Raw genomic sequence first — 21,884 nt, 5'->3', positions numbered from 1 at the left:
TGGAGTGTGAGACATGGGAGATGTTAATTGAAGATCATCAACTACAAGATCAAAACCGATCTGGTGCGGATCAACGTTGTAGAAGATGAATCTGATCTCCCGGAGTTTCACCGCTTTGTCGAGGCCAACCACAACGCTCTCGGATTCGACACCGAGACTGACGGTCTCTCCTGGTGGGAGGACGGCTTCCGTATTCGACTCGCTCAATTCGGCAACGAGTACGAGAGCTACGTCCTGCCCACCGAGAGAGGTGGCCAGTTCCGAGAGGACGCCATCAAGGCCGTTGGGTGGGTCAGGAAGCTCATCATGCAGAACGGGACGTACGACATCCTCTGCATGGACAAGGTGTGGGGAATCAAGGCCGAAACGGTCTTCCCCCGCCTCTTGGACAGCCGCATTATCGCCCACCTCGTGGACAGCCGGGGCCGGAAAGACGGCGGCGTAGGTCATTCGCTCGAAGAACTCACCCGCCACTACCTCTCAGCAGCAGTGGCCGATGAGGTGAAGGGCTCCATGACCACCATCGCCAAGGAGCTGCGGGTCAAAAAGGCAGAAGTGTGGCCCGTGATCCCCTTGGAGCATGAGGGCTTCAACCTCTACGCAGGGATGGACCCCGTCCTCGCGTACCGCCTGGCCAAGCTCCTCAAGCCCAAGATTCCGGCCACGGCCCGCAAGCTCCTTCCCTACGAACACGAGCTGGCCGCTGTCTGCGCCTACATGGTGCGGAAGGGCATCAAGGCCGACGTGCCGTACGTCCAGGACCGTGCGAACGAGCTGGCCCGGACGGAGGTCCACTTCAAGGAGGTGGCCGCCCGCCTGGGCCTGGAGAACATCAACAGCCCGAAGCAGGTCGGGGAAGCGATCGTCGCCCGTGGCATCACCATCACGGAACGCACGCCGACCGGACAGCCGAAGGTTGATGACCACCTTCTCAAGGCCCACATAGATGACCCCCTCTGCGAGGCCATCTACCAGGGCAAGCGAGCCGCGAAGGCCAAGAGCACATGGTTCGACAACGCGCTGAACAACCGGGACTCGGATGACAGGCTGCACGCCGCAATAAATTCGATGGGCGCCAGGACAGCCCGGATGTCTATCTCCGGAGCCATCCCGGCACAGACATTCCCCTCGGGAGACTCACTCGTACGCCGCGGGTTCATAGCCGACGAAGGCATGACCATCTGCGCCGTTGACTACAAAGCACAGGAACTACGAGTCCTGGCAGCCCTGTCGGGAGACAAGGCCATGAAGCGGGCCTTCCGAGAGGGCGCCGACCTTCACCAGATCACCGCTGACTCTGCGGGGGTGGACAGGAGCACCGGAAAGATGGCCGGGTTCCTGACCGTCTACGGCGGAGGCTGGGCGGCCCTGGCCTCACAGGCCGGCGTCAGCGAAGAGACAGCACGTCGAGCGATCGACGGCTTCTTCGCCGCCTTCCCAAGAGTCAAGGAGTACTCCGAGGAGCTTCAAAAGGAAGCTCGTCGGAACGGATACATCACCACCATCACCGGCCGACGACTGCTGGTGGACAAGCGGCGCCCATACGCCGCCTTGAATTACGCGGTCCAAAGCGCCAGCCGCGACGTGACCGGTCGGGCGATCCTTCGTCTCCACGAAGCCGGATACGGACCCTGGATGCTCCTCCCGGTGCATGACGAGGTGATCTTCCAGTTCCCTACCGAGCACGCCCTGAAGGCCACCACCAAAGCCGCTCAAATCATGAAAGACACCATGAGCGGTGTCCTCATCGATACCGACGTGTCGGTCTACGGAAAGAGCTGGGGATGCGGATACATGGCCGAGGGCCAGTACTGCGACCTCTGCGACATCATCCACCAGGAGGAAAAATGAACGACGAACAACGCCCTGACGCCTTCAACGACCTGTTGGACAGCCTTCAGAACGAGATGAACGCCCGCGTGCTCGGCAATGCCGCGGACCTAGGAATCAGGGCCGCACGGCTGACCGGCATCATCATTAAGGAAGCCAAGGAATGGGGCGTCCCCAAGGATTTGGCCGAAGCCATGGGAGCCGATTTCTGGCAACTCATCATGGTTGCCCCGGACCAGCTCATCGCGGAGGCCGGCGAATGAATCCAAAGGACTACGTAGTGGAGGGCGACGAGTGCGGTTACGTCGCCCTCATCCATGATGAGTCAGGAGAAACCGTAGCCGAGGGTGGCTGTAACTGCTGCGCCGACAACGAGGTTGACCTAGGAATGCTGATCGAAGCGGCCGAGTTTGATCACCAGAATCGCGGAGAACACCCGGCGAAGTGAAAGAGAACCACGGTGAGCGCCCTGATTGGGACTGGTACTTCCTCAATATCGCCTGCGCTGTCGCTGTACGAGGTGATTGCTGCCGCAGCCGCGTCGGAGCTGTGGTGGTCGGCCCAGACCGGCGAATCCGCGCTACGGGCTACAACGGATCGCCTCCAGGAGGCCCGTCGTGCAGCGGTGGAGAGTGCCCGCGGTGCCTCTCGGATGTCCCCTCCGGGTCCTCATACCAAGACTGTATTGAAACCCATGCCGAGGCCAATGCTCTCCTCTACGCGGACTGGCCGGCCTGCCAGGGTGCGACGATCTACATAACTCGATCCCCGTGTCAGGACTGTACGAAACTGATCAGGTCGTCCGGGATTCGCGAGGTGGTATACCTCGATCGGGGAACGACCGATCGCATACGGTTCTGATGCGGTACCGTGATCCGAAGTTTGTGTCTGATGCGCCGGCTTCGGCCGCGAATCTTAGGAGTGAGCCATGTCGGACGAACTTGAGGTTGTGCAGGTCATTCGCCTCACCGTGGGTGAGGACGAGTACCAGGGCGAGGTGACTGACCCGAAGATCATCGATCAGATTCGTAAGGAGTACAAGGCGTTCAAGGCCGCTCATGAAAAGCTCCTGGCGACGCTGAACGAACACGAGATCGAGGTCGTGTACGAGGAGCCCCAACAGGCTGCACCCCGGACCACGGCCAAGGCCGTGAGGAGTGGCCCCTCCGGACCGGACTCGGCTGAGGTTCGTGTGTGGGCTGCCAAGCTGACCAAGCCGAAGTTGCCGCTCAGTTCCGCTGGTCGAATCCCCGCCTGGGTGGAAGAGGCGTTTGAGAGGAACGTCCATGGTGACGCCCTCGACAAGATGGTTCGGCAAAGGGCGACCCCTGCGTTCCTTGCGAAGTACGAGGAAGCCAACGGCAGCGCGTGAGCCCACAAGCAAGGCCCCCTCTTCGGAGGGGGCCTTGCTGTGTTCTACCAGTGCTACTCAGATCCCAGCGCCAGCGCGCGAAGCGATGGCTCCAACTCGGGGTGATCTCCACGCGATACGGACTGCAACAGCTCCGTGGCCACGACGATCCGAGCCGTCCGCCCAGATGGAGCGTCCAGGACCGGGAACTCCTTACGGACCCGTTCCGCCATCGTGGGCACAAGACCCGAGTAGGCCAGGAGCATCGCGGGGTCGTACCCGACAGGAGCCAGACCGAACCCCTCCCAGTCGAGCAGCCACGGCGTTTCACGAGTCAGGTTCGCTGGGTGTAGGTCCCCGTGCGCCGTCTCCCACTCCGTGATCTGCGGAGGGTCGATCCCCAGAAACTGGGGGACGCAGCGATCCACCCATTCCTGCCGTACTGCCTCCCGTTTGGTAGCAACGCCGGCCACCGTAGCGATGTCGCCACGAAGGGAATCCCACCACGAGTCCGACAGTTCCAAGGGCTCACGCAGAACAGGCTCGGTGGAGCACACCGGCTCCCCGACGAATGCTCCGAGCTCCGCCTGGAAGACCAAGGTCCCATGGGAGAACTCGATCGTCTCGTACAACCGCGGTTTCTGAACGCGGCCGTCGAAGAGGAGAGAGGCAAGGGTGTTGCCCTCCCAGTGCTTGCCCTCCGCCTTCTTCGCGGGAGCGTGCACGACGCGCAGCCAGCACTTGCCGTAGGGAAGGCTGGTCACTGCCCCACTGAGCGTCCGCCCCTGAAATCCCCAGACGGGGGTGCCACTGGGCTCAGCGTCGAGCGTGTCGCAGCTCTTCTCGAACGCATGACGAACCCAGCGTTCCTCCTGGGGATCAGTCGGAGGACAGTACATCGAACACCTTCCGCAGAGCAGGGGCCGGGACCGTCGGCTTGATGGTCGCTTCGTATGCCTCTAGCCAGTGTGACGGCGTAGAGGCCGACAGTAGAACCCGTGTCACCCCAGGGCATGACGCCACTGCAAGGATGCAGGCGGCTGGAACCGTAAGGGCCGGGGCGATGAGGGCTGTCAGGTCTCTGTGCGCCAGCTCGGGGAGTTCCCCCCCAAAGAGCGGCGCCGAGGCGAAAACGTCCCACCCCAACTCCGCAGCCTCCGCAATCGGACCCTTCCCTTCAAGGGCTGACTCAAAAGCGTCGGACATGACGAGCGAGACAGGGAGCTGAATCGCCTTGAGGTGGTGGTCACGAGTGCCGGCCGCTTCTGCCGCCACCTTGTCCAGCTCCTTGACCCGCAACCGCCCCTTAAGGAATCCGTCCCAGGTAGCCACACCGTACGACTTGATCGTCCCCTCGGAAACCAACGCTTCCATGGCCCCGAACGCGCCCTTGAGAACGGTGTACACGTCACCATCGACGCGTTCCGGATTGTGCGCGAACAGCACATCCAGCTTCTTCTTGCGCAACTCGGCACAGTTGCGACGGCCCTGCCACTCGACGTAGCGGGGCCGCAAGCAGTACTCGGTGTCCACCTCATCAGAAGACAGGACGCCCTCATGCGTCGCGGCAATCGCCGCGTCGGTGCTGAGGAACCCAACCTTCGAGGAGACCGAAACCTTCGGGAAGCGCACGAGGATGGGAGCCAGAAGTTCTTGGGCCAGGCCGCCCAAGTAGTTCGGAGCGGTATCAACCCACGCCGTGTCCGCATCCATATTCGCCATGGCCACTGCCAGCGACATCGACTTGGGGTCGATGCGGTACGTCCCCAAACCGAGGTCCGCCGCCATCACCGGTCCCGCCCCACGACCGTGAGCGCCTGGCCGTCCACCAGTTCCGAGAGGAACGCAGCCACGGTAGGGACGGACAGGTGTGACGTACCCGCCAGCTCATAAAGCGCCACCGGATGAGGGAACGTCTCAATCAGGTACGAGAGAAGTGGGGCGGCCTCCTCCGCCAACTCCCATTCGTTGTCGGTAGCACGGAAGATCACCGAGCCGTTCTGGCGGCTCATCGAGGCCCGCCCCGTGGTCAGCCGAACCGACAAGAGGCCATCGGCCGGCAGTCCGTCGATGTACGGAAGGCTCGGACGGAGACGTTGAAGGTCGGTCTCGTTCCGAGACGCGACGTACCGAGTGATCACAGAGGGATCGTCCAGCGCGGCCGAGACCAGGGCCTGTACCTTTTCGAGGTAGGTACGCCGATCGCCTGGGGGAGCGTGGACCGGAAGATCGAGACGAAGCAGCTCCTCACTCCGGAGATCATCCGCGAGCCAAGCCAGGAGCTGGGCACCGCTCATGGTCTGAATACCGAAGGTGAGATGAAGAGAACGCTCGCCCTCGGAAGCCGAAACCGCGTGCCAGGTGCCACGCGGCAAGTAGAGGATGTCCCCCGGACGCAGTACCAGTTCCGCAATCGGTTCCTGCGGGGGCTCTTCCGGCTCCTCTGTGTCCTTATACATAGGAGCGATGCGGGTTTGCCCGAAGAGACGCCAACGCTTCGCACCATCGATCTGGACGACCACAACGTCATGATCATCCCAATGAGTGCCGAAGCCCTCCTTGGCAGTCCATGACGCATACAGATTCGTTTGCACACCGGTCCGCAGCCAACCCTCCAGCTCCGCGGCGGCAGCCCCAACGGCCGGATGAATCTCATCGATCGCATCGATCACGAGGGAGGCACCCTCCCGGAGACGGGCGTGCAGCTCACTCGGCATGAGCCGGTTGTAGACGGTATGGCGGCGCGTAGAGACCGGAGACGCATACCGGTACTGCGGCAGCATTTCCCCTTCCACAGACAGACGGAGCCGAGGGGGCTCCAACCGCTGTGCCGCGATGATGTTGTTGAGGTCGTCCCAAGAAATGAGGGAGGCCGGGTCCTTGATGGCCCCGGTGACATGGAGGTGCTGGCGGTGGAACACCTGGGCCAGGAACGTGTCCTGGCCCAGGTGTGCCGCCAAGTTCAGTGGCGACAAGGTGCTTCCTCCGGACTAGTCGTTGCCGTCGGTGCGACCGGTCGAGCCGCCGTCGGACGCAGCGACGCCGCGCTCACGGGCCGCCCGGATGGAACGGCGAGCCTTCACGAGGCCACTGCTGTGCGTCTGCTCCGCCTTGGGGGCAGCGGGGACTTGGCTGTCCATGTGTTACTCCAGTTCTAGAGGATGGATGGATGGTGTCCTCCTCCGTACAGCCGGGTTCAACGGTGGTACGGAGGGTTGTGCACCCCGCCCGCAGACATAGGGGAGCCAGCAGGCGAGGAGATTTGGGGGAGGACTGTCGGCTTCACGCGCGGAGGTACAGGGCGACCGCTACACCGACACTGCCTCCGACTACTGCCACCGCGAGGAGCACTCCCACGAGCATTCCGTCAGCGGTGATCCTGAAGCGCCTCATGCCGCCCCCCGGAGGTACAGGGCAGCACAGAAGACGCCCACAACGAACGCAGTTAAGAAGGTCATGACGCGTGCGACTCGCCGATGAAGTCGATCGTGCCTTGCGGCGTCAGCGCGGCCTTCTCCTGGGGGCTGGCAGGCCGGCACAGTCGCTCCTCCTGAACCCATTCCGTGCCAGAGGGGCGCGTCAGGGTGATTTCCGAACCCTCGATGGCGCTGATCTTGCCCACCAGCAATCGAGCAGCGTCCATGACGACTTCACCTACGCGGTAGTTCACCGCGACCGCCTCGCAGCCTGGAAGACCTTCGCGGCGCGGAAGGCGGAGGGGATCGCCCACGTGTAGCGGATGACCTCTTCCTCCGCGCCGTCGTGGTGACGGATCGTGTCGCGGTGGAGGCCACTGGTGTCGAAGCCCGCGTTCTTCATCGCGGTCTGCAACACCTGGAACGCCTCTACGGCGATGGGGGTCTGTTGCGGGGGCGCCTGGGCACTCAAGATGGTGGAGGTCATGAGGGGGGCTCACTTCCTGCGGGGGGCTGGTTCGCTCTGTGTTCTCGTCTCCTCGTTCTGAGTCACAGACTGCGGCGAGCTGGGTAGGCTCCGCCAGTAGGTGGGCTGGTACAACGGCCGTGTAACAAAGGGGAGTTAAGCCTTGGCCAAGACATTCGGTGATTGGTTGAAGGAGCAGCGCGAGGCGAAGGGCTGGAGTCAGCAGGAGCTGGCCGACGCTGCGGTCCTCTCACGCTCGCTCATCGCTGCTATCGAAACGGGGCGCAGGTATCCGTCCGAAGTGGACGCGAAACGGCTCGACCAGGCACTTGGTACTGGTGATGTGCTGACCACGTTCCGCCCCAACCAGCAAGAACCGTCGAGCATCGTCGTTGCCAACTGGTTTGAGAAGGCTCAGGCGTTCGAGCAGCAGGCCACTATGATCCGCGAGTTCGGCCTGTCATACGTGCCCGGCAGTCTCCAGACCGAGGCGTACGCCACGGCGGTGATTGACGCCGGTTACCCTCGTGAGGGTGAAGACGAGCGACACAAAGCCGTTGTAACAAGGCTGTCGCGCTCAAAGCTCCTTGAAGACCCGGTGACCCCGGCACTATGGGCCCTGTTAGACGAGGCGGTGATTCGCCGCCCCACGGGGGGGCACATGGTCATGGCTGAGCAGCTTGATCACATCATCGAACTGGCCGATTCAGGGCGGATCAGGGTCAACGTTCTGCCGTTCGGAACGGTCCCTCACCCGCTCCTTGACGGCATGGTGACGCTGATGTGGTTCGAGGATCAGCCACCGATCGCCTACGCCGAGGGAATCCGCATGGGCAAGATCCACGACAGCCCGGCCATGGTCGAGGAGATCCAGGGGGCCTACGATCTTGCCTTGAGCGAGGCGTTGCCGCTTCAACAGTCACTCGCCCTCTTGAGGGCGGTAACGAAGGAATACAGGAACCATGTCTCAGCACCAAATTGAGGACGCGTCCACTCTGAGCGGCTGGCGTAAGTCCTCGTACAGCGGCTCCCAGCAGGGGAGCTGCGTCGAGGTCAACGACGGGTACGCCGGGGGTGTGCCCGTCCGTGACAGTAAGGACCCGAAGGGGCCGGCACTGGTGATCCGCCCGGAGGCTTGGGCGTCGTTCGTCAGCGCAGTGAACAACGGGGAGATCGGCGCGTAGCATCCCCGACCAGCTAGCCCCCGGTGTCCCCCGCGCCGGGGGTTAGTTAGTGCGCTCCAAGTTGGAGTGTGAGAGTCCAGGTCTGGAAGCCCCAGGTCAGAGCGTTGTACTGTGGCCTCTGTCCGGTTGTAAAACCGTCCACTACGCGACCGCGGTGCGGTGCAGCATGGTGTCGCCCACCGCGATGGCCACGCCGAGCACGGCGATGATGCCGCCCGCGAGCGCGAGCCGCGCCCCCGAGCGGTCGATCACGGCCTGGACGGCGACGCCGACGCCGATCGGCAGCCCGGCGATGCCGCACTGGTGCAGCAGCCCCCAGGCCAGCGACTTGAGCTGCCCGGAGAGCTGGCCGAGGCCCAGCCACAGCAGGAAGCGGGGACCCGAGCGGACGTCCGGTTCGCCTGGATCCGTATACGGAAGATCGCGAATCTGCATGACGTCCCAAGGGTCGGAAAGAGTGGTTCAAACCGTGCAAGGTTCGCCTTCCGCGGGGCCCCGGGGCAATCGGTTTTCGCGCCCGGGTGACCGGAACGCGCCAAGGACCGCGGTCCGCCCCTGGCGCCGCGGGCCCGTGCGCGCTTCACTCCTGACGCATGAGACGACTCAGGATCATGTCCATGATCGGCGGCACGGTGCTCGCCGCGGGCGCGATGCTCGGAGGCGGCCCGGTCGCGGCGGCCCCTGCGGCCGACCCCCCGGCCGAGTTCGGCACCGACTGGCACGACCCGGTCACCGCCGCGCCGCCGGTCGCCGTCCCGCACACCCGCAGCTGCCGCGTCACCCTGGCGCAGGCGCAGTTCCGCGACTTCACGCCCTACAAGGGGAGTTACGCGCCCCCCAAGGGATGCGGCGAGAAGTGGAGCAAGGTGGTGTTGCGGCTCGACGGGAAGGTGAAGGGCAGGCAGTACGACCGGCTCGGCTACCTCCACGTCGGCGGCGTCGAGGTGCTGCGGACGTCCACGCCCGAACCCTCACCGGACGGCATCGCCTGGAACGTGGAGAAGGACGTCACCCGGTACAGCGACACCTTCCGCTCCCCGCAGCCCGTTGAGATGCTCATCGGCAACGTTGTCGACGAGACCTACACCGGTGTCATCGACGTCGGCGTCACGCTGACGTTCTACGCCGCCGAGGGCGGGGTGAGGCCCGCAGCCGCGCCGGACCGGGTGCTGCCGCTGGACGGCACCGCCCTGACCACCCCGCGCAACTCCGAACGGATCGTCGCCGAGGTGTACGCGACGGGCTCGGGCGGCGGCTGCGAGGAGTTCTGGTACCTGGCGGTGCCGGACCCCGCTCCCTACTCCTGCAAGGCGCCCGCCGGCCCCAACCGCGAGGTGCGGATCACGGTCGACGGCCAACTCGCCGGAATGGCCTCGCCGTTCCCGAACGTGTGGACCGGCGGCTGGTCCAACCCCTTCCTCTGGTACGTCGTCCCGGCGCCCCACGCCTTCGACGTCCGGCCGCTGGAGTACGACCTGACGCCGTACGCGGCCCTGCTCAACGACGGCCGCGCGCACCGGGTGGAGGTGTCCGTCGCCGGAGTCCCCGAGGGGCAGTCCGGCTGGTCGACGCCGGTCAACGTGCTGGTGTGGCAGGACCGCGGCAGCCAGGTCGTCACCGGCGCCCTCACCCGCCACGAGGAGAGCGCCCCCACGGCCTCCACCGCCTACACGCCCGGCACCGAGGCGCGCCTCGACGCCCGGGCGGGCCACCGGCTGACCACGGCCGGCTACCTCGACACCTCGCACGGCCGGGTCACCACCACGGTCGAGCGCGGCGTCACCGCCGACAGCGTCCACCGCTGGACGGAGGGCGAGAACACCGACGCCCTCAAGGGGAGGTGGACCGACGACAGCGCGGTCACCACGGACGGGCGCGGCCCGGCCGTCACCGCGCGCGTGCACCGTACGTACACGATGGACGGCACCACGACCATCGGCGCGGACAACCGGCTGCGGACCGTGATCACCCTCGGGGACCTGGCCAACACCGCCGTCCTGCGGGCCGGCCGGACGGCCTCGTGGTCGCACCTGGACGACACCTACCGGGGTGACGCCTCCTGGACCCTGAACGTCCCGCGCGAGCAGCGGCACGCGACCGGCACCTCGGCCGAGCGCTACCGCCTGGTCGGCTCCGAGGGCTGCTACGACCGCGGCATCAAGACCGCCCAGGGCGCCCTCGTCGAGGATCTGCGGCGCTGCTGACGAGGTCGCGGGGCCCGTGTCCGCCGCCGGGCACGGGCCCCGCGGGGGCTCTCAGGCCTCCGCGGGCTTCTCGGAGTCCATACCGGGGCGGGGCCGGTGCCACTCGCCCCGGGTGAAGTCGGGGATCCGCTGGGGCGCGCCGCCCGCCTTGAGGGAGAGGTGGCTCAGCGGCACCGGCGCCGACCAGGTGGCCGCGTCGTACACGTCGAAGTCCGGTACCAGGCCCAGGCGCATGCACTGCATCAGCCGGAACACCAGCATGTAGTCCATGCCGCCGTGCCCGCCGGGCGGGTTGGCGTGCTCCTTCCAGAGCCAGTGGTCCCACTCCGCGTACCGGGAGAAGTCGCCCCAGTTGTCGTCGTGCTGGTCCGGCTCCAGGTAGATCCGCTCCGGGTAGTCCTCGAAAAGGCCCTTGGTGCCGCCGAGGCTGTTGATCCGGCTGTAGGGGTGCGGCGTCGACACGTCGTGCTCCAGGCGGATCACCCGGCCCCTGGCCGTCTGCACCAGGGAGATCGTCCGGTCGCTCTCGACGTACGACTCCTTGAAGCTCGGGTCGCCCGGGGGCATATGGGTCTCGCGGTACTCCGCGAGACCCAGCGCGGGCGTGCCCATGCTGACGATGGACACCACGCGGTCCCCGCGGTTGACGTCCATGTAGTTGGCGACCGGGCCGAAGCCGTGCGTGGGGTAGAGGTCGCCGCGCAGCCGGGTGTGCCACAGCCGCCGCCAGGGGCCCTCGTAGTACTTCGGGTCGAACATCAGGCCGCGCAGATCGTGGATGTAGGCGCCCGCCCCGTGCAGCAGCTCGCCGAACTTGCCCGCGTGCGCCATCCGCAGCACCCGCATCTCGTTCCTGCCGTAGCAGCAGTTCTCCAGCTGCATGCAGTGGCGGCGGGTGCGTTCGGAGAGGTCGACCAGCTCCCACAGCTGGTCCAGGTGCATCGAGGCCGGGCACTCCACGCCCGCGTGCACACCGTTCAGCAGGGCCGCCCTGGTGATCTCGAAGTGGGAGTCCCAGGGCGTGGCGATGTGCACGAAGTCGATGTCGCCCCGCTTCAGGAGCTCTTCGTAGTCGTGGTCGCCGTTGACGTAGACGGCCGGCGCGGGCTGACCCGCCGCGGTCACCTTGGCGGCGGCGCGCCGCGCCTTGTCCCTGACCGGGTCGCAGAGTGCCACGACCCGCACCCCGGGAACGGCGAGATAGAGGTCGATCATGCTGCCGCCGCGGTTGCCGAGGCCGATCAGCCCCACCCGGACCGTGGAGCGCCGCTGGAACGGCACCCCGATCATGCTCCGGCCCTGGCGCCGGGGCGCGGGCGCCTCCTGAGCGGCGGCCCGCACGGGCTGCCCGGTCCGCGCCGCCTCCTCGGCCGCGGCGCTGCCCGTGCCCAGGGCGCCCATGCCGACCCCCGCGCCCGCGGCCCCCGCCGTCCACAGGACGGAGCGTCTGCTGATGTCGTGGTTCTGCGGAGCTGCGTCGTTCATCGAGTCTCCTGGGAAGAGAGGGAGCTGATTCCTGCGCGGCGTTACACGAACCTCGTTAAGGAACATGGTTGTTGGGCTGCTGCCGCGCAAGGGGGCCTGCCGACGCCCGGGGCCGCCCCGGGGAGGCGCACCGGTGCACGACGTCACGGTACGTCCGGACACGTCCGGTTCGTGGGAGGCGCGGGAGGCGGCCGACCCGCAGCACGCGCGAGGCGGCGGGACCCCCTCGACGCGCGGGAGGCGGCGGGCCCTCAGCAGCGGCGCTCGGGCACTCCGTCGACCAGGGCGGACAGCAGACCGCCGAGCACCTCGCGCTGGTCCGCGCTCAACGGCGCCAGGATCTCCTCCGCCGCGCCCCGTCGGGCACCGCGCAGCGAACGCAGCGTCGCCCGGCCCGTGTCGGTGAGCTCGATGCGCACCACACGGCGGTTGGTCGGGTCGGGGACCCGGCGCACGTTCCCGCTCTCCTCCAGGGCGTCGACCAGGGTGGTCACGGCGCGCGGCACCACCTCGAGACGGGCGGCGAGGTCGGCCATGCGGGGCGGGCTGTCGTAGTGCGCGACCGTCCGCAGCAGCCGGGACTGGGCAGGGGTGATGCCGACCGGCTCCAGGTACTGCTTGTGGATGCGGTGGAGTCTGCGAGTGAGCCGGAGCAACTGCTCGGCCAGCACGCCGTCGGCGTCGGTGGTGCTCATGCGGGAACAATATCAGGACCATGTGCATTGTGAGTATAGGTAACAGTGAGCTATGCTCCACAAGTCTTGTCGATGGCGTCGCCCCGAGGGCCCCAACGGACCCGCGAACGGCGCCGCCGCCGTCCCCGTGCCGTCCCACCCTGCGAAGGAGCCCATGCACCCCGAGGAATCCTCCTGGACGCCCCCGCCCCGTGGCCGCGAGGAGCCGCCCGCGCAGACGCGGCGCATCCTGCGGCTCTTCCGCCCCTACCGCGGCCGGCTGGCGGTCGTCGGCCTGCTGGTCGCCGCGTCCTCACTGGTCTCGGTCGCCTCGCCGTTCCTGCTGCGCGAGATCCTGGACGTCGCCATCCCGCAGGGCCGCACCGGGCTGCTCAGCCTGCTCGCCCTCGGCATGCTCGCGACCGCCGTCGTCACCGGCGTCTTCGGCGTCCTGCAGACGCTGATCTCCACCACCGTCGGCCAGCGCGTGATGCACGACCTGCGCACCGGGGTCTACGCACAGCTCCAGCGGATGCCGCTCGCCTTCTTCACCCGCACCCGGACCGGCGAGGTCCAGTCCCGCATCGCCAACGACATCGGCGGCATGCAGGCGACCGTCACCTCCACCGCCACCTCGCTCGTCTCCAACCTCACCGCCGTGGTGGCCACCGTGGTCGCCATGCTGGCCCTCGACTGGCGGCTGACCGCCGTCTCCCTGCTCCTGCTGCCGGTCTTCGTCTGGATCAGCCGCAAGGTCGGCCGCGAGCGCAAGAAGATCACCACCCAGCGCCAGAAGCAGATGGCCGCGATGGCCGCCGAGGTCACCGAGTCGCTGTCGGTCAGCGGCATCCTGCTCGGCCGCACCATGGGCCGCGCCGACTCGCTCACCCGGTCCTTCGCCGCCGAGTCCGAGCGCCTGGTCGACCTCGAAGTGCGCTCCAGCATGGCCGGCCGGTGGCGGATGTCGACCATCGGCATCGTCATGGCCGCGATGCCCGCCGTCATCTACTGGGCCGCGGGCCTCACCCTCCAGGCGGGTGGCCCCTCGATCTCCCTCGGCACCCTCGTCGCCTTCGTCTCGCTCCAGCAGGGCCTGTTCCGGCCCGCCGTGAGCCTGCTCTCCACCGGGGTGCAGATGCAGACCTCGCTCGCCCTCTTCCAGCGCATCTTCGAATACCTCGACCTCCCGGTCGACATCACCGAGTCCGAGAACCCGGTCCGCCTGGACAAGGTCCGCGGCGAGATCCGCTTCGAGTCGGTCGACTTCGCGTACGACGAGAAGAGCGGCCCCACGCTCAGCGGCGTCGACGTGACCGTCCCGGCCGGCACCAGCCTCGCCGTCGTCGGTCCCACCGGCGCGGGCAAGTCCACGCTCAGCTACCTGGTGCCGCGGCTGTACGACGTGACGGGCGGCCGGGTCACCCTCGACGGAGTCGACGTGCGCGACCTGGACTTCGACACCCTCGCGCGCGCGGTCGGCGTGGTCTCCCAGGAGACGTACCTCTTCCACGCCTCCGTCGCCGACAACCTCCGCTTCGCCAAGCCCGACGCCACCGACGAGGAGCTGGAGGCCGCCGCCCGCACGGCCCAGATCCACGACCACATCGCCTCCCTGCCCGACGGCTACGACACGGTGGTCGGCGAGCGCGGCTACCGCTTCTCCGGCGGCGAGAAGCAGCGCCTCGCCATCGCCCGGACGATCCTGCGCGACCCGCCCGTCCTCATCCTCGACGAGGCCACCAGCGCGCTGGACACCCGTACGGAACACGCCGTCCAGCAGGCCATCGACGCGCTCTCGGCGGGCCGCACCACGCTCACCATCGCGCACCGCCTCTCCACCGTCCGGGACGCCGACCAGATCGTCGTCCTGGACGGCGGCCGGATCGCCGAGCGCGGAACCCACGAGCAACTGCTCGACCAGGGCGGCAAGTACGCCGCACTGGTGCGCCGCGACGCACGGCTGGCGCCCGTCGCCTCCTGACGGGGTTCACGGGGTCCACGGGGTTAACGTGCCGGTATGACGGATTCCTCACGCGGGTCCGGACGCCGGACCGGGCTCACCCGGCGCGGCTGGATCCTCCTCGGCGCCCTCGCGCTGGTGCTCCTGGCGGGAGCGGCGGTGCTCGTCCTGGTGCTGCGGGAGACCGGCGGGAAGGCGAAACCCCTGGTGGTCCCGGAGGGCCGGCGCGCCGGACAGGTCTACGCGGCGATCGACCAGCGTCTCGACGTGGCGGCGGGCACCACCCGCCGGGCGGCCTCCGAGGCACGGCTCGCCCTTCCGGCCGAGGCCCGGGGCAACCCCGAGGGCTACCTCTTCCCGGCCACCTATCCGGTGACCGACAAGACCACTCCCGGCGGGCTGCTCGCCTATATGGTCGACACCGCCAACCGGCGCCTCGACCAGGACCGCATCGGGGAAGGCGCGCGGCGCATGCGGTTGACGACCTATCAGGCCGTGATCGTCGCCAGCATCGTGCAGGCCGAGGCCGACACCGCGGCCGACATGGGCAAGGTCTCCCGGGTCGTCCACAACCGGCTGGCCAAGGGCATGCCGCTACAGATGGACTCGACGCTCAACTACGCCCTCGACCGCTCGACGCTGACGACCACGCACGCCGACACCCGCACCGACAGCCCGTACAACACGTACGCGCGCGGTGGTCTGCCGCCGACCCCGATCGGCAACCCCGGCCAACAGGCCCTCAGGGCGGCGATCGCGCCCCCGCCGGGGGACTGGCTCTACTTCGTCACGGTGGCCCCGGGGGACACCCGCTTCACGGCGGACTACGCGGAACAGCAGCGGAACGTGGAGGAGTTCAACAAGACCCGGGCCAGGACGCCCGGCTGACCCGGGCCCGGCCGCCCTTGCCACCGGCTGCCCCGGGCGCGATCGCCCTTGCCACTGGCTGCCTCAAGCACGGTCGCCCTTGCCAAAGGCCGCCCTGGGCCCAGCAGCGCTTGCCCGGCGCGGGAACCCCGCGCGGACGGCTCCACGGCGGCCCCCCCCGGGACGCGTCACACCACTTCCACCGGGGCGTCCAGCAGCTTCCTGATCTCCCGGACGGCCGCGCGTCCGGCGCGGTTCGCCCCGATCGTGGAAGCGGACGGCCCGTACCCCACGAGATGCACCCGCTCGTCCCGTACGGCGCGGGTGCCCTCGATCTGTATGCCGCCCCCGAACGTACGCAGTCTCAGCGGTGCCAAGTGGTCGATCACCGGCCGGAACCCGGTGGCCCAAAGGATGACATCCGCGTCCACGACGCGCCCGTCGTCCCACGCCACCCCGCCCGGGGTGATCCGGTCGAACATCGGCAGCCGCTCCAGCACCCCGCTCGCGCGGGCCGCGCGGATCGCGTCGTTGAGCGGCAGCCCCGTCACCGACACCACGCTCCGGGGCGCCAGCCCCTGCCGGACGCGCTCCTCGACCATCGCGACCGCCGCCCGGCCCCACTCCTCGCTGAACGGGCCCTCCCGGAAGACGGGCGGGCGCCGGGTCACCCAGGTCGTGGCGGCCGCGTACTCCGCGATCTCCATCAGATGCTGGGTACCGGAGGCGCCACCGCCCACCACGACCACCCGCTGATCTGCGAACTCCTCGGGCCCCGGATAGTTCGCGGTGTGCAGCTGGCGGCCCCGGAACGTCTCCTGGCCCGGGTAGCGCGGCCAGAACGGCCGGTCCCAGGTGCCGGTGGCGTTGATCAGGGCGCGGGCGGCGTACACGCCCTCGGACGTCTCGACGCGCAGCCGGCCGCCCTCGCCCTCCCGCACGGCGCTGACCTCCACCGGCCGGTGCACCCGCAGCCCGAAGGCGGCCTCGTAGTCGGCGAAGTACCGCGCGATCACCTCCGAGGAGGGCCGGTCCGGGTCCGCTCCGGTCAGCTCCATCCCGGGCAGCGCGTGCATCCCGTGCACCTTGCCGTACGTCAGCGAGGGCCAGCGGAACTGCCAGGCGCCGCCCGGCCGGGGCGCGCGGTCGAGGACCACGAAGTCGCGGTCCGGCTCAAGGCCGGCCCGGCGCAGGTGGTAGGCGCCGGACAGGCCCGCCTGCCCGGCGCCGATGACCACCACGTCCACGTCCTGTGCCTCGAAGTCGTTCACGGCTCTGCCAACCACGGCAGGCGCGGGGATCTTCCCGGGGGCCACGCCGTGTCCGGCCGGATGGGGCGTTCTCGCCGCGGGAGCGCGAGGATGGGGCCATGTCCGTCTTCACCACGCGCGTTCTGCGCCTCACCACCGGCACCGCCGAGACCGTCACCGACCTGACCCGGGAGTGCGAGCACTTCCTCCGCGAGGCCGCCGGCGGCGGCGACGGCCTCCTGAACGTCTTCGTGCCGCACGCCACGGCCGGGATCGCCGTCCTCGAGACCGGCGCGGGCAGCGACGACGACCTGCTGGCCGCGCTGCACACCCTGCTTCCGGCGGACGACCGCTGGCAGCACCGCCACGGCAGCCCCGGCCACGGCCGCGACCACGTGCTGCCCGCGCTGGTGCCCCCGCACGCCACGCTGCCGGTCGTCGCCGGGCGGCTGGAGCTGGGGACCTGGCAGTCGGTGTGCCTGGTCGACACGAACAAGGACAACCCCGACCGGCAGGTGCGGCTCAGCTTCCTCGGTTAGCGGCGCCCGCCGGGACCCGGCGCCCCCGCCCGCAGTCCGTCCATGACGAGGTCGAGGAGGCGGCGGGAGCGGGCCTGCCAGTCGCCGTGCGGGTCGAGCTGCCAGAGGCCGGCGATGGCGAGCAGGAAGTCGTCGGGGCCCACCCCCGGGCGGATGGTGCCCGCCTCCTCGTTCGCGTCGAGGAGCAGCGTGACGGCCGCGGTGATCGGCCCGTGGCCGGGCCCGGCCGGGGTGCCACTCGCGGTGGCCCTGCGCATCGCGTCGGCCAGGCCCGCCTTGGCCATCGCGTACTGGGCGAGGCGGTCCATCCACTCGCGCAGGGCCCGGTCCGGCGCGCGGGTCGCGAGGAGCTGCGCCGCGGTGTCGGCGACCTGCCGCACCTCGTACCGGTAGACCTCCAGGACCAGGGCCTCGCGGTGGGGGAAGTGGCGGTAGAACGTGCCCTGTCCGACCCCGGCCTTCTTGGCGATCGCGCTCAGCGGGACGTCGGCCGAGCGGGTCAGCTCGGCGAGCGCCACCTCCAGGATGCGCTCGCGGTTGCGTTGCGCGTCCGAGCGCAACGGCGTCTCCCGGTCCACCGGAGTCTCCTTCTTCTGTCGCACCCGTCCTCCTTCCGCGTGCGCGTACGCGTGCCCCGGGCGGAGCGGCGGCCCGGCGGATGGTGCCCTTGTTGAACGGAGAGGTGTCCGTTAGGTTCGGAGGTTAACGGACACCTGTCCGTTTAGGTCCACCTTGGCGGCGGACGCGGCCGGAGTGGACGGCCGGCGCACGCCCGACCGGCCTCTCGCCGCCGCGCCCCGCAGGTTCCCGATGGACGGCGCTTCGCATCACCCACGCGAGAGAAGGCTGCTCATGACCCCATCGACGTCCAGCGTCATCACCTTGAGCGTCAACGGCGAGAAGTACCCGCTGCCCGTCGACCACCGCACCACGCTGCTCGACGCCCTGCGCGAGCGCCTCGACCTGACCGGCACCAAGAAGGGGTGCGACCAGGGGCAGTGCGGGGCGTGCACCGTCCTGGTCGACGGGCGCCGCGTCCTGTCCTGCCTCCAGCTCGCGGTCGCCGCCGAGGGGCGCGACATCACCACCATCGAGGGCGTGGCGGACGGCGACCGGCTCCATCCGGTCCAGCAGGCCTTCCTCGACCTCGACGGCTACCAGTGCGGCTACTGCACCCCCGGGCAGATCTGTTCGGCCCTCGCCGTGATCGAGGAACACGCGGCGGGCTGGCCGAGCGCGGTGACCGCCGACGTCCGGCCCGAGGCCGGGATCCCGGAGCTGACCGCCGAGGAGATCCGCGAGCGCATGAGCGGCAACCTGTGCCGCTGCGGCGCCTATGTGCCGATCGTGGAAGCGGTGGCACGGGCCGCCGGGGCCGTGCAGGGCGGCCCGGCCGGGACGGGGGAGGGGGCGTGAGGGAGTTCGCCTACCGGCGCGCGGCTGACGTTCCCGGCGCGGTGGCGCTGCTCGGCGCCGACCCCGAGGCGCGTTTCCTGGGCGGCGGCACCAACCTCGTCGACCTGATGAAGTCCGGTGTGGAGCGGCCCGCCCTCCTCGTCGACGTCACCGAACTGCCCCTCGACCGGATCGAGACCACACCGGACCGCGGACTGCGCATCGGCGCGACCGTCACCAACAGCGACCTCGCCGCCCACCCCGAGGTGCGCCGCCGCTACCCGGCGCTGGCGCAGGCGGTCCTCGCCGGCGCCTCTGGCCAGCTGCGCAACATGGCCACCGTCGGCGGCAACCTCCTCCAGCGCACCCGCTGCGGCTACTTCACCGACCTCGCCGCCCCCTGCAACAAACGCGCCCCCGGCAGCGGCTGCTCCGCCGTCGAGGGCGAGCACCACAACCACGCGATCCTCGGCGCCTCCGCGCACTGCGTGGCCGTCCACCCCTCGGACCTGGGGGTGGCGCTCGCCGCCTTCGACGCGGTCGTCTCCTACGAGGCGGGGGACGGTCCCGGCACGGTGCCGCTGGAGGCGTTCTACCTGCCGGTCGGCGACACCCCGCACCGGGAGACCGCGCTGCCGCCGGGCGCGCTGATCACGGCGGTGACGCTGCCCCCGGCGCCCGTCGCCGCCCTCTCGCGCTACCGCAAGGTGCGCGAACGCGCCTCGTACGCCTTCGCGATCGGCTCCGTCGCCGCCGCCCTCGACGTACGCGACGGCGCGGTCCACGACGTGCGCCTCGCGCTGGGGGCCGTGGCGTCCCGGCCGTGGCGGGCCCGTACCGCCGAGCGGGCGCTGACCGGTGGGCCCGCGGACGCCGACGCCTTCGCCTCGGCGGCCGACGCGGAGCTCACGGCGGCGCGGGCGCTGCCCCACAACGGATACAAGGTGACGCTGACACGCAATCTGATCGTGGCCGCGCTCACCGAACTCGCCGAGGAGGCCGCCCGATGACCACGACCACCGGAACCGGCCGGGTCACCGGCGCCGTCGGCACCCCCCACACCCGTCTGGAAGGCCGCGCCAAGGTCACCGGCGCCGCCCGCTACGCGGGCGAGATCCCCTTCCCCGGCCTCGCCCACGGCTGGCTGGTGGTGTCCACCGTCGCGCGCGGCCGTGTCCGTTCCGTGGAGAGCGGCCCGGTCCTCGCCCTGCCGGGCGTCCTGGCCGTGCTGCACCACGGCAACGCGCCGCGCGTCGACGCCGACTACGTGGGCCTGCTGGGCCGGCCCGACCCGATCGTCGGCCTCTTCCAGAGCGACCGGGTGCCCTGCGCCGGCTGGCCGGTGGCACTGGTCGTCGCCGAGACCTCCGAACAGGCCAGGGAGGCCGCCGAGGCGCTGGTCGTCCGGTACGGGACGGAGCCGCACGACGTCGCCTTCGTCCCCGACGGGCCCGGCGCCTACACCCCCGAGCCGCGCGGGACCAACGAGACGGACAAGGGGGACCTGGAGCGTGAACTCGCCGCGTCCGCCGTCGTCGTGGACGCGCGCTACACCACGCCGGAGGAGCACCACCACCCGATGGAGCCGCACGCGGCCACCGCCCGCTGGGACGGCGGCCGGCTGGAGGTGTACGACTCCAACCAGGGCAGCACCTGGGTGGCCGGCGAGCTGGCCAAGCTGTTCTCGCTCGACCCCGCCTCCGTACGGGTGCTGTCCGAGCACGTCGGCGGCGGCTTCGGCTCCAAGGGCGTACGCCCCCACCAGGTGGCCGCCGTGATGGCGGCGACCGTGCTCCGGCGCCCGGTCCGCGTCGTCCTGACCCGACGTCAGATGTTCTCGCTGATCGGCTACCGCAGCCCCACCGCCCACCGCGTCCGGCTGGGAGCCGACGCCGACGGACGGCTGCGCGCCTTCGGGCACGAGGCGCGGAACGCCACCTCGACCGTCCATGAGTTCGTCGAGTCGAGCGCCTCGTTCGGCCGGGTGATGTACGACGCCGACGCGCACCGCACCGCCAACCGGCTCGTCCGGCTCGATGTGCCGACCCCGACCTGGATGCGCGCGCCCGGCGAGGCGCCCGGCTCGTTCGCGGTGGAGTCCGCGCTCGACGAACTCGCCGAGCGGCTGGGCATCGACCCGATCGCGCTGCGGGCCCGCAACGAACCCGCTGTCGGGCCCGTCTCCGGTCTGCCGTTCGCCGGCCGCGGTCTGCTCGCCTGCTTCGAGGAGGGCGCCCGCCGGTTCGGCTGGGCGCGGCGCGACCCGCGCCCGGGAGTGCGGCGCGAGGGGCGCTGGCTCCTCGGCACCGGCACCGCGGCGGCCACCTTCCCGGCGGGCGCCCGCCCCTCCACCGCGGCCGTGACGGCCGAGGCGGACGGCACCTTCACCGTACGGATCAGCGCGGCCGACATCGGCACGGGCGCGCGCACCGCGCTGGCGCTGATCGCGGCGGACGCGCTGGAGGTCGAGCCGGGCCGCGTCCGGGTCCGGATCGGTGACAGCGACTTCGGGCCGGCGATGGTGGCCGGCGGCTCGGCGGGCACCCGCTCCTGGGCCTGGGCGATCATGGCCGCCGCGGCCGGACTCCGCGAGCGGCTGGCGCTCGGCGGCGACCTCCCGCCCGAGGGCGTCACGGTCCGCTCGGACACCTCCGCCGCGATCGCCGCGCTGCCCGAGAAGGAACGGCACTCCTTCGGGGCGCAGTTCGCCGAGGTCGCCGTGGACCCCGCCACCGGCGAGGTCCGGGTCCGGCGGATGCTCGGGATCTTCGCGGCGGGCCGGATCGTCAACCCGCTCACCGCCCGCGGGCAGTTGACCGGGGGGATGGTGTGGGGCATCTCCATGGCGCTGCACGAGGAGGCGGTCCGCGACCGCGCCTCGGGCGCCCATGTCGGGCCGGACCTCGCGGGCTACCACTTCGCGGCGCACGCCGACGTCCCCAGGATCGAGGCGGACTGGGTGGACGACCCGGACGCGGACGACCCGGTGGGGATCAAGGGCATCGGGGAGATCGGGATCGTGGGGGCCGCGGCGGCGGTCGCCAACGCGGTCTGGCACGCGACCGGCGTCCGCCACCGCGCGCTGCCCATCCGCCCGGCCCGGATCCTCGCGGCCGGGACCGGGCCGGACGGGAACAGGGGAGCCTGACGCGGGACCGGGCGGGGCGGCGGGCGGGACCGGAGTCCTCTTACGGGATCGCCCGCGCCCTTTCACCATGACCCGGACGAAAGGGGCACCGGCACATTTCCGCCCCACCCGTCCG

General features: G+C 69.6%; 24 protein-coding genes and 1 pseudogene. 14 read left to right on the top strand and 11 right to left on the bottom strand.

The window, feature by feature from the left end; translation table 11 throughout:
• Positions 1 to 27: 27 nt before the first annotated feature.
• From ABZ404_RS02605 to ABZ404_RS02585, 5 genes are all read left to right on the top strand, one after another.
• A complete protein-coding gene (locus ABZ404_RS02605) occupies positions 28 to 1,851 on the top strand; it encodes a DNA polymerase (protein ID WP_358831772.1) in 1,824 nt (607 codons plus the stop codon).
• The gene (locus ABZ404_RS02600; RefSeq protein ID WP_358829512.1) at positions 1,848 to 2,093 is read left to right on the top strand and encodes a hypothetical protein; all 246 of its coding nucleotides are present in this window, start codon (positions 1,848 to 1,850) and stop codon (positions 2,091 to 2,093) included. The genes ABZ404_RS02605 and ABZ404_RS02600 overlap by 4 nt, the downstream gene beginning before the upstream one ends.
• Positions 2,094 to 2,110: 17 nt before the next feature.
• Positions 2,111 to 2,278 (top strand): hypothetical protein, encoded by a 168-nt coding sequence (locus ABZ404_RS02595; RefSeq protein ID WP_358990050.1) that lies wholly within the window; start codon positions 2,111 to 2,113, stop codon positions 2,276 to 2,278.
• A complete protein-coding gene (locus tag ABZ404_RS02590; protein ID WP_358831771.1) occupies positions 2,275 to 2,691 on the top strand; it encodes a deaminase in 417 nt (138 codons plus the stop codon). The genes ABZ404_RS02595 and ABZ404_RS02590 overlap by 4 nt, the downstream gene beginning before the upstream one ends.
• A gap of 67 nt (positions 2,692 to 2,758) precedes the next feature.
• Positions 2,759 to 3,202 (top strand): hypothetical protein, encoded by a 444-nt coding sequence (locus tag ABZ404_RS02585; protein WP_358829515.1) that lies wholly within the window; start codon positions 2,759 to 2,761, stop codon positions 3,200 to 3,202.
• A 53-nt stretch (positions 3,203 to 3,255) separates the two neighbouring features.
• Here the strand turns inward: ABZ404_RS02585 and ABZ404_RS02580 are convergent, their stop codons facing one another.
• The 6 genes from ABZ404_RS02580 to ABZ404_RS02555 form a co-directional block, all read right to left on the bottom strand.
• On the bottom strand, positions 3,256 to 3,945 hold the full coding sequence (locus tag ABZ404_RS02580) for a phosphotransferase (RefSeq protein ID WP_358829516.1): 690 nt from the start codon (positions 3,943 to 3,945) through the stop codon (positions 3,256 to 3,258).
• Positions 3,946 to 4,060: 115 nt separating this feature from the next.
• The gene (locus ABZ404_RS02575; RefSeq protein ID WP_358831770.1) at positions 4,061 to 4,969 is read right to left on the bottom strand and encodes an aldo/keto reductase; all 909 of its coding nucleotides are present in this window, start codon (positions 4,967 to 4,969) and stop codon (positions 4,061 to 4,063) included.
• Entirely contained in the window at positions 4,969 to 6,156 is a 1,188-nt protein-coding gene (locus tag ABZ404_RS02570; protein WP_358831769.1) for a cupin domain-containing protein, read from the bottom strand. The genes ABZ404_RS02575 and ABZ404_RS02570 overlap by 1 nt, the downstream gene beginning before the upstream one ends.
• 15 nt (positions 6,157 to 6,171) lie before the next feature.
• Positions 6,172 to 6,321, bottom strand: coding sequence for a hypothetical protein (locus ABZ404_RS02565; RefSeq protein WP_358829519.1), 150 nt, complete (start codon positions 6,319 to 6,321; stop codon positions 6,172 to 6,174).
• 314 nt (positions 6,322 to 6,635) lie between these two features.
• Entirely contained in the window at positions 6,636 to 6,851 is a 216-nt protein-coding gene (locus ABZ404_RS02560; RefSeq protein WP_358829520.1) for a hypothetical protein, read from the bottom strand.
• The gene (locus ABZ404_RS02555) at positions 6,848 to 7,084 is read right to left on the bottom strand and encodes a hypothetical protein (RefSeq protein WP_358829521.1); all 237 of its coding nucleotides are present in this window, start codon (positions 7,082 to 7,084) and stop codon (positions 6,848 to 6,850) included. The genes ABZ404_RS02560 and ABZ404_RS02555 overlap by 4 nt, the downstream gene beginning before the upstream one ends.
• Positions 7,085 to 7,226: 142 nt before the next feature.
• On the opposite strand from ABZ404_RS02555, the gene ABZ404_RS02550 reads away from it, so the two are divergent.
• Both ABZ404_RS02550 and ABZ404_RS02545 read left to right on the top strand, forming a co-directional pair.
• Entirely contained in the window at positions 7,227 to 8,045 is an 819-nt protein-coding gene (locus ABZ404_RS02550) for a helix-turn-helix transcriptional regulator (RefSeq protein WP_358829522.1), read from the top strand.
• A complete protein-coding gene (locus tag ABZ404_RS02545) occupies positions 8,026 to 8,247 on the top strand; it encodes a DUF397 domain-containing protein (RefSeq protein WP_358829523.1) in 222 nt (73 codons plus the stop codon). The genes ABZ404_RS02550 and ABZ404_RS02545 overlap by 20 nt, the downstream gene beginning before the upstream one ends.
• A 147-nt stretch (positions 8,248 to 8,394) precedes the next feature.
• On the opposite strand, the pseudogene ABZ404_RS02540 reads toward ABZ404_RS02545, so the two are convergent.
• A pseudogene (locus ABZ404_RS02540) lies at positions 8,395 to 8,682 on the bottom strand (ABC transporter ATP-binding protein); the annotation flags it as partial.
• A gap of 158 nt (positions 8,683 to 8,840) precedes the next feature.
• Between ABZ404_RS02540 and ABZ404_RS02535 the strand changes: the two are divergent.
• Positions 8,841 to 10,451, top strand: coding sequence for a peptide-N4-asparagine amidase (locus ABZ404_RS02535; protein ID WP_358835268.1), 1,611 nt, complete (start codon positions 8,841 to 8,843; stop codon positions 10,449 to 10,451).
• Between the two features lie 51 nt (positions 10,452 to 10,502).
• Here the strand turns inward: ABZ404_RS02535 and ABZ404_RS02530 are convergent, their stop codons facing one another.
• Both ABZ404_RS02530 and ABZ404_RS02525 read right to left on the bottom strand, forming a co-directional pair.
• Positions 10,503 to 11,936: a Gfo/Idh/MocA family oxidoreductase gene (locus ABZ404_RS02530; protein ID WP_358835269.1), complete on the bottom strand. Its 1,434-nt coding sequence runs from the start codon at positions 11,934 to 11,936 to the stop codon at positions 10,503 to 10,505.
• Positions 11,937 to 12,187: 251 nt separating this feature from the next.
• On the bottom strand, positions 12,188 to 12,631 hold the full coding sequence (locus tag ABZ404_RS02525; RefSeq protein ID WP_358835270.1) for a MarR family transcriptional regulator: 444 nt from the start codon (positions 12,629 to 12,631) through the stop codon (positions 12,188 to 12,190).
• Positions 12,632 to 12,785: 154 nt separating this feature from the next.
• Here ABZ404_RS02525 and ABZ404_RS02520 point away from each other — a divergent pair, with 154 nt between their 5' ends.
• Together ABZ404_RS02520 and mltG are read left to right on the top strand one after the other, a co-directional pair.
• On the top strand, positions 12,786 to 14,591 hold the full coding sequence (locus ABZ404_RS02520; protein WP_358835271.1) for an ABC transporter ATP-binding protein: 1,806 nt from the start codon (positions 12,786 to 12,788) through the stop codon (positions 14,589 to 14,591).
• Positions 14,592 to 14,627: 36 nt separating this feature from the next.
• A complete protein-coding gene (gene mltG, locus ABZ404_RS02515; protein ID WP_358835272.1) occupies positions 14,628 to 15,458 on the top strand; it encodes an endolytic transglycosylase MltG in 831 nt (276 codons plus the stop codon).
• A gap of 167 nt (positions 15,459 to 15,625) precedes the next feature.
• On the opposite strand, the gene ABZ404_RS02510 is transcribed toward mltG, so the two are convergent.
• Complete coding sequence (locus ABZ404_RS02510; RefSeq protein ID WP_358835273.1) at positions 15,626 to 16,708, bottom strand: NAD(P)-binding domain-containing protein; 1,083 nt, start codon at positions 16,706 to 16,708, stop codon at positions 15,626 to 15,628.
• Positions 16,709 to 16,806: 98 nt separating this feature from the next.
• Between ABZ404_RS02510 and ABZ404_RS02505 the strand changes: the two genes are divergently transcribed.
• The gene (locus ABZ404_RS02505) at positions 16,807 to 17,226 is read left to right on the top strand and encodes a YjbQ family protein (RefSeq protein ID WP_358835274.1); all 420 of its coding nucleotides are present in this window, start codon (positions 16,807 to 16,809) and stop codon (positions 17,224 to 17,226) included.
• On the opposite strand, the gene ABZ404_RS02500 is transcribed toward ABZ404_RS02505, so the two are convergent.
• Entirely contained in the window at positions 17,223 to 17,828 is a 606-nt protein-coding gene (locus ABZ404_RS02500; RefSeq protein WP_358835275.1) for a TetR/AcrR family transcriptional regulator, read from the bottom strand. The two genes, ABZ404_RS02505 and ABZ404_RS02500, sit on opposite strands and share 4 nt — an antisense overlap.
• 250 nt (positions 17,829 to 18,078) lie before the next feature.
• On the opposite strand from ABZ404_RS02500, the gene ABZ404_RS02495 reads away from it, so the two are divergent.
• The 3 genes from ABZ404_RS02495 to ABZ404_RS02485 are packed head-to-tail and all read left to right on the top strand — an operon-like array spanning position 18,079 to position 21,769.
• Positions 18,079 to 18,642: a 2Fe-2S iron-sulfur cluster-binding protein gene (locus ABZ404_RS02495; protein ID WP_358835276.1), complete on the top strand. Its 564-nt coding sequence runs from the start codon at positions 18,079 to 18,081 to the stop codon at positions 18,640 to 18,642.
• The gene (locus ABZ404_RS02490) at positions 18,639 to 19,631 is read left to right on the top strand and encodes a xanthine dehydrogenase family protein subunit M (protein WP_358835277.1); all 993 of its coding nucleotides are present in this window, start codon (positions 18,639 to 18,641) and stop codon (positions 19,629 to 19,631) included. The genes ABZ404_RS02495 and ABZ404_RS02490 overlap by 4 nt, the downstream gene beginning before the upstream one ends.
• Positions 19,628 to 21,769, top strand: a complete 2,142-nt coding sequence (locus ABZ404_RS02485) for a xanthine dehydrogenase family protein molybdopterin-binding subunit (protein WP_358835278.1) — start codon at positions 19,628 to 19,630, stop codon at positions 21,767 to 21,769. Before ABZ404_RS02490 ends, ABZ404_RS02485 begins: the two co-directional genes overlap by 4 nt.
• Positions 21,770 to 21,884: the final 115 nt, after the last annotated feature.

The organism is Streptomyces sp. NPDC005878 (assembly GCF_040629815.1).
GTDB lineage: Bacteria > Actinomycetota > Actinomycetes > Streptomycetales > Streptomycetaceae > Streptomyces.
Note: the sequence above shows the minus strand (reverse complement) of the source record. Positions and strands in the feature narration are given on the sequence as shown.

What these genes read in the sequence shown, in the direction of transcription:
- ABZ404_RS02600 (WP_358829512.1), top strand. Translation starts at nt 1,848, where the DNA reads ATGAACGACGAACAACGCCCTGACGCCTTCAACGACCTGTTGGACAGC.
- ABZ404_RS02585 (WP_358829515.1), top strand. Translation starts at nt 2,759, where the DNA reads ATGTCGGACGAACTTGAGGTTGTGCAGGTCATTCGCCTCACCGTGGGT.
- ABZ404_RS02575 (WP_358831770.1), bottom strand. Translation starts at nt 4,969, where the DNA reads ATGGCGGCGGACCTCGGTTTGGGGACGTACCGCATCGACCCCAAGTCG.
- ABZ404_RS02565 (WP_358829519.1), bottom strand. Translation starts at nt 6,321, where the DNA reads ATGGACAGCCAAGTCCCCGCTGCCCCCAAGGCGGAGCAGACGCACAGC.
- ABZ404_RS02555 (WP_358829521.1), bottom strand. Translation starts at nt 7,084, where the DNA reads ATGACCTCCACCATCTTGAGTGCCCAGGCGCCCCCGCAACAGACCCCC.
- ABZ404_RS02545 (WP_358829523.1), top strand. Translation starts at nt 8,026, where the DNA reads ATGTCTCAGCACCAAATTGAGGACGCGTCCACTCTGAGCGGCTGGCGT.
- ABZ404_RS02535 (WP_358835268.1), top strand. Translation starts at nt 8,841, where the DNA reads ATGAGACGACTCAGGATCATGTCCATGATCGGCGGCACGGTGCTCGCC.
- ABZ404_RS02530 (WP_358835269.1), bottom strand. Translation starts at nt 11,936, where the DNA reads ATGAACGACGCAGCTCCGCAGAACCACGACATCAGCAGACGCTCCGTC.
- ABZ404_RS02525 (WP_358835270.1), bottom strand. Translation starts at nt 12,631, where the DNA reads ATGAGCACCACCGACGCCGACGGCGTGCTGGCCGAGCAGTTGCTCCGG.
- ABZ404_RS02520 (WP_358835271.1), top strand. Translation starts at nt 12,786, where the DNA reads ATGCACCCCGAGGAATCCTCCTGGACGCCCCCGCCCCGTGGCCGCGAG.
- mltG (WP_358835272.1), top strand. Translation starts at nt 14,628, where the DNA reads ATGACGGATTCCTCACGCGGGTCCGGACGCCGGACCGGGCTCACCCGG.
- ABZ404_RS02505 (WP_358835274.1), top strand. Translation starts at nt 16,807, where the DNA reads ATGTCCGTCTTCACCACGCGCGTTCTGCGCCTCACCACCGGCACCGCC.
- ABZ404_RS02495 (WP_358835276.1), top strand. Translation starts at nt 18,079, where the DNA reads ATGACCCCATCGACGTCCAGCGTCATCACCTTGAGCGTCAACGGCGAG.
- ABZ404_RS02485 (WP_358835278.1), top strand. Translation starts at nt 19,628, where the DNA reads ATGACCACGACCACCGGAACCGGCCGGGTCACCGGCGCCGTCGGCACC.